Raw genomic sequence first — 5,103 nt, 5'->3', positions numbered from 1 at the left:
GAAATGGGCACCACGATGTTCCGCCCGAACTACACGCCGGTCACTTTCGGCGCCATCGCTGGTCGTCACGCCGGTCACATCTTTGAGCCTGTGCGCTTCACCGCACTGCACGCTTGGCACGTTAAAAACGGCGCCGAATTCGAAGACGTCGGTCAGTGGAAACGTCCTTGGTACTTCCCGAAAAAGGGTGAAGACCTGCACGCTGCGGTTAGCCGTGAATGCAAAGCCGTGCGCGACAGCGTCGGCCTGCTAGATGCGTCCACACTGGGCAAAATCGACATTCAGGGCCCGGACGCGCGTGAGTTTCTCAACCGCATCTACACTAATGCCTGGACCAAGCTCGACGTGGGCAAGGCGCGTTACGGCCTGATGTGTAAAGAAGACGGCATGGTTTTCGACGACGGCGTAACCGCCTGCCTCGCCGACAACCACTTCCTGATGACCACCACCACGGGCGGCGCTGCACGCGTGCTGCAATGGCTGGAAATCTACCAACAAACCGAATGGCCAGAGTTGAAGGTGTACTTCACTTCTGTGACTGACCATTGGGCAACCCTGACCTTGTCCGGTCCGAACAGCCGCAAGTTGCTCGCCGAGGTGACCGACATTGATCTGGAGAAAGAAGCTTTCCCGTTCATGACCTGGAAAGAAGGTCTGGTCGGCGGCGTACCAGCACGGGTGTTTCGTATCTCGTTCACCGGTGAATTGTCGTACGAAGTAAACATCCAGGCTGACTACGCCATGGGCGTTCTGGAAAAAATCATCGCGGCCGGCAAGCAGTACAACCTGACCCCGTATGGCACTGAAACCATGCACGTGTTGCGGGCTGAGAAGGGTTTCATCATCGTCGGCCAAGACACCGACGGCTCGATGACCCCGGACGACTTGAACATGGGCTGGTGTGTTGGTCGCACTAAACCGTTCTCGTGGTTGGGCTGGCGTGGCATGAACCGCGAAGACTGCGTGCGTGATCAACGTAAGCAGTTGGTGGGCCTCAAGCCGATCGATCCGACCAAGTGGCTGCCGGAGGGCGCGCAGTTGGTGTTCGACACTAAACAGTCTATCCCGATGACCATGGTGGGACACGTGACGTCGAGCTACACCAACGGTTCGCTGGGTTATTCGTTTGCGATGGGCGTTGTGAAAGGCGGCTTGAAGCGCATGGGCGAACGCGTGTTTGCACCGTTGGCCGATGGCAGCGTGATCGAAGCGGAGATTTGTTCTTCGGTGTTCTTCGATCCGAAAGGCGAACAGCAGAACGTTTGACGGACACCTGTAGGAGCGGGCTTGCTCGCGATGAGCGATGACGCGGTGTATCTGACAGACCGAGTTGTTGATATCGCGGGCAAGCGCGCTCCTACAGAGGGCGTTTTGGCAAAAATACAGAATTCAAAACAGGTGCTCTATGACCACAGCCAACGTTTACCAACAACGGCCAACGACCGGTGAAAAAGCCGAGTCACCGTTGTTTCATGCCGACCTCGGCAGCCTGGTCGGCAAGGGCCGTTCTAACCCTGGCGTGATCGTGCGCGATAAAAAATTGCTCGGTCATTTGACCATCCGTGGCGATGGCCACGACGCTGCTTTCGCCGCAGGCGTACACACAGCATTGGGCATGGAACTGCCGGGCGCACTCAAGGTTGTTATCAGCGGCGAAAGCTCGCTGCAATGGCTGGGTCCAGATGAATTTTTGCTGATTGTTCCAACCGGCGAAGAGTTGGGCGCTGAACAGCGTCTGCGCGAAGCATTGGTTGGGCAGCACATTGCCGTGATCAACGTCAGCGGCGGCCAAAGCCTGCTGGAACTCACCGGGCCGAAGGTTCGCGAAGTGCTGATGAAATCCACCAGCTACGACGTGCACCCCAATAACTTTCCGGTGGGTAAAGCCGTCGGCACTGTGTTCGCCAAGTCGCAGTTGGTGATTCGTCGCACCGGCGAAGAAACCTGGGAGTTGGTCATCCGCCGTTCGTTCTCCGACTACTGGTGGATGTGGCTGCAAGACGCCAGCGCCGAGTATGGGTTGAGTATTCAAGGCTAACCACTGTAGGACCGAATTCATTCGGGAAGCGGGCAACTCGGTTTAACTGATGCACCGCGGCGCTCCACTCCCGAATGAATTCGGTCCTACGGGTCAATTTGCAATCAAGGAACAGACAATGAGCCGCGCTCCCGACACATGGATTCTGACTGCCGACTGCCCGAGTGTTTTAGGCACGGTGGACGCGGTGACCCGCTATCTGTACGAGCAGAATTGCTACGTCACCGAGCACCACTCCTTTGATGACCGGCTGTCGAGCCGGTTCTTCATCCGCGTCGAGTTTCGCCAGCCATCGGGCTTTGATGAACAGGCTTTCCGCGCAGGCCTGGCGGCGCGTGGTGAAGCGTTCGGGATGGTGTTCGAACTGACTGCGCCTAACTACCGGCCGAAGGTGGTGATCATGGTCTCCAAGGCCGATCACTGCTTGAACGACCTGCTTTACCGTCAACGCATCGGGCAATTGTCCATGGACGTTGTGGCGGTGGTGTCCAACCATCCTGACCTGGAACCATTGGCCCGCTGGCACGACGTACCTTATTACCACTTCGCCCTCGACCCCCACGACAAAGCCGCGCAAGAGCGTCAAGTGTGGCAAGTGATTGAGGAGTCCGGCGCCGAACTGGTGGTACTTGCGCGTTACATGCAGGTGCTGTCGCCCGAGCTGTGCCGTCGTCTGGATGGCTGGGCGATCAATATCCATCACTCGTTGCTGCCCGGTTTCAAGGGCGCAAAACCGTACCATCAGGCCTACAACAAAGGCGTGAAACTGGTTGGGGCAACGGCGCACTACATCAACAACGACCTCGACGAAGGCCCGATCATTGCCCAAGGTGTCGAAGCGGTCGACCACAGCCACTACCCCGAAGACCTGATCGCCAAAGGCCGGGATGTTGAGGCCCAAACATTGGCGAGGGCAGTGGGTTATCACATTGAACGACGGGTGTTTTTGAACGCCAATCGGACGGTGGTTCTCTAAATCAAAAGCATCGCGGGCAAGCGCGCTCCTACAGGGGTACGCGAATATTTGTAGGAGCGCGCTTGGTCTGGGCCGCATCCGGACGATGACGGCAACACAGACAACACAAATTCAAAGCTCTCTAAAAACAATAAAGCGAGGTGAAAGCATGTCTGGTAATCGTGGTGTGGTGTATCTCGGCGCTGGCAAGGTCGAAGTACAAACAATCCCTTTCCCGAAAATGGAAAACCCGCAAGGCAAACGTATCGACCATGGCGTGATTCTGCGCGTGGTATCCACCAACATTTGCGGCTCCGACCAACACATGGTTCGTGGCCGTACCACGGCGCAGACCGGTCTGGTGCTGGGCCATGAAATCACTGGCGAAGTCATCGAAGCCGGTCGCGACGTTGAAAATCTCAAAGTCGGTGATCTGGTTTCTGTTCCGTTCAACGTCGCGTGTGGCCGTTGCCGCAGTTGCAAAGAGCAGAACACCGGCGTGTGCCTGACCGTTAACCCGGCCCGTCCAGGCGGTGCTTATGGTTACGTCGATATGGGTGACTGGGTCGGTGGCCAAGCAGAGTTCGTGCTGGTGCCATACGCTGATTTCAACCTGTTGAAACTGCCAGATCGCGATGCTGCGATGGAAAAAATTCGCGACCTGACCTGCCTGTCAGACATTCTGCCAACCGGTTACCACGGCGCCGTCACTGCGGGCGTTGGCCCCGGCAGCACTGTGTACGTAGCGGGCGCAGGTCCTGTGGGCCTGGCCGCTGCAGCTTCAGCGCGCTTGTTGGGCGCTGCGGTGGTGATCATCGGCGACGTCAATCCGGTGCGCCTGATTCACGCCAAGGCACAAGGCTTCGAAATTGCCGACTTGTCCCTGGACACGCCGCTGCATGAGCAAATCGCCGCGCTGCTGGGCGAGCCTGAAGTCGACTGCGCCATTGATGCTGTGGGCTTTGAAGCCCGTGGTCATGGTCATGCCGGTGCCAAACACGAAGCACCAGCCACCGTACTCAACTCGCTAATGGGCGTTGTCCGCGTTGCCGGCAAAATCGGTATTCCGGGCCTGTATGTGACGGAAGATCCAGGTGCTGTCGACGCTGCTGCAAAAATGGGCAGCCTGAGCATTCGTCTGGGTCTGGGCTGGGCTAAATCCCATAGCTTCCACACCGGCCAAACCCCGGTCATGAAATACAACCGCCAACTGATGCAAGCCATCATGTGGGACCGCATCAAGATCGCAGACGTCGTCGGCGTTGAAGTCATCAGCCTCGACGACGCCCCGCGCGGGTATGGCGAGTTCGACGCGGGTGTGCCGAAGAAGTTTGTGATCGATCCGCACAAGTTGTTTAGCGCGGCGTAAGGTTTTACCGGAAACAGGAGGGCGGCCAATAGGCCGCCCTTTTTTGTGAAAGCAGACTTGCTGCTTCTTGCGCGTCTCGGCGCGGGAATGGGGACCATTCACAGATCCCGGTGGGAGCGAACTTGTTCGCGAAGGCAACACCGCGGTGTATCAGACAAACTGCGTAGCCCGCTTCCCGAACAAGTTTGGTCGCACCTAACCTCTGCCTGGCGCCACGATCAACGCCCCGCCAATGCCCCTTGATACAACACCGGTCCAGTCGGTTGCCCGGTCGGCGAACCACCCGTGGGTTCAAGACTGACCGCCAATGTAATCGGCTTGCTCAGCAGTTGCTGTTGGTTGTCGCTTAACTCAAGGCGACCTTTGGCGTTAGCCGGCAAGAGGCCGAGAGAAACCGGTTTGCCGTCTGCCGGAATGGCCCACAGTTCCAGGCTACGCCCCGGTTCGACGGATGCCAGTGCCAAAGGCTCTACTTCCAGATGGCGGTTGTAAGCATGCACGCTGATCGCCGGTTGTTGGTTGGCGGCGGTTAGCGTGGCGTTGTAAGTCAGGGTGTCGCGGTTGTACAGCACGCCGACCATGATCGCGGCCACCAACGAGCAGGCAACTGCGGCGATGCGCAGCCAGCTCCAGAACGGACGTTTTTCAGGGACATGCAGTATTTGCGGGTCGATCCGCGCAACGATGGCTTGCCACACGCGTTCTGGCGGAGCTTGCTCGGGCAATGGGTCGGCCAGCCTG

At 58.1% G+C, this 5,103-nt stretch carries 5 protein-coding genes; 4 read left to right on the top strand and 1 reads right to left on the bottom strand.

Translation table 11 applies throughout. The features are described from left to right. The 4 genes from M0974_RS32690 to fdhA all read left to right on the top strand — a co-directional run. Window positions 1-1,266, top strand: a 1,266-nt coding sequence (locus M0974_RS32690; RefSeq protein WP_297846399.1) for a glycine cleavage T C-terminal barrel domain-containing protein, incomplete at its 5' end; no start/stop codon positions are given. 139 nt (window positions 1,267-1,405) lie between these two features. Next, on the top strand, window positions 1,406-2,038 hold the full coding sequence (locus M0974_RS32685) for a sarcosine oxidase subunit gamma (protein ID WP_297846396.1): 633 nt from the start codon (window positions 1,406-1,408) through the stop codon (window positions 2,036-2,038). Between the two features lie 118 nt (window positions 2,039-2,156). Then, window positions 2,157-3,014, top strand: a complete 858-nt coding sequence (purU, locus tag M0974_RS32680) for a formyltetrahydrofolate deformylase (RefSeq protein ID WP_297846394.1) — start codon at window positions 2,157-2,159, stop codon at window positions 3,012-3,014. A 148-nt stretch (window positions 3,015-3,162) separates the two neighbouring features. Continuing rightward, entirely contained in the window at window positions 3,163-4,362 is a 1,200-nt protein-coding gene (gene fdhA, locus M0974_RS32675; protein WP_297846392.1) for a formaldehyde dehydrogenase, glutathione-independent, read from the top strand. A 218-nt stretch (window positions 4,363-4,580) separates the two neighbouring features. Here the strand turns inward: fdhA and M0974_RS32670 are convergent. Continuing rightward, window positions 4,581-5,103 (bottom strand): anti-sigma factor (locus M0974_RS32670; protein ID WP_297846390.1); only part of this gene is annotated, 523 nt, incomplete at its 5' end.

Source organism: Pseudomonas sp. (assembly GCF_026224925.1).
GTDB lineage: Bacteria > Pseudomonadota > Gammaproteobacteria > Pseudomonadales > Pseudomonadaceae > Aquipseudomonas.
This window is presented reverse-complemented; position numbering and strand designations above follow the sequence as displayed.

Excerpts from the sequence above, each read along its gene's own strand:
- M0974_RS32685 (WP_297846396.1), top strand. The coding sequence starts at position 1,406 with ATGACCACAGCCAACGTTTACCAACAACGGCCAACGACCGGTGAAAAA.
- purU (WP_297846394.1), top strand. The coding sequence starts at position 2,157 with ATGAGCCGCGCTCCCGACACATGGATTCTGACTGCCGACTGCCCGAGT.
- fdhA (WP_297846392.1), top strand. The coding sequence starts at position 3,163 with ATGTCTGGTAATCGTGGTGTGGTGTATCTCGGCGCTGGCAAGGTCGAA.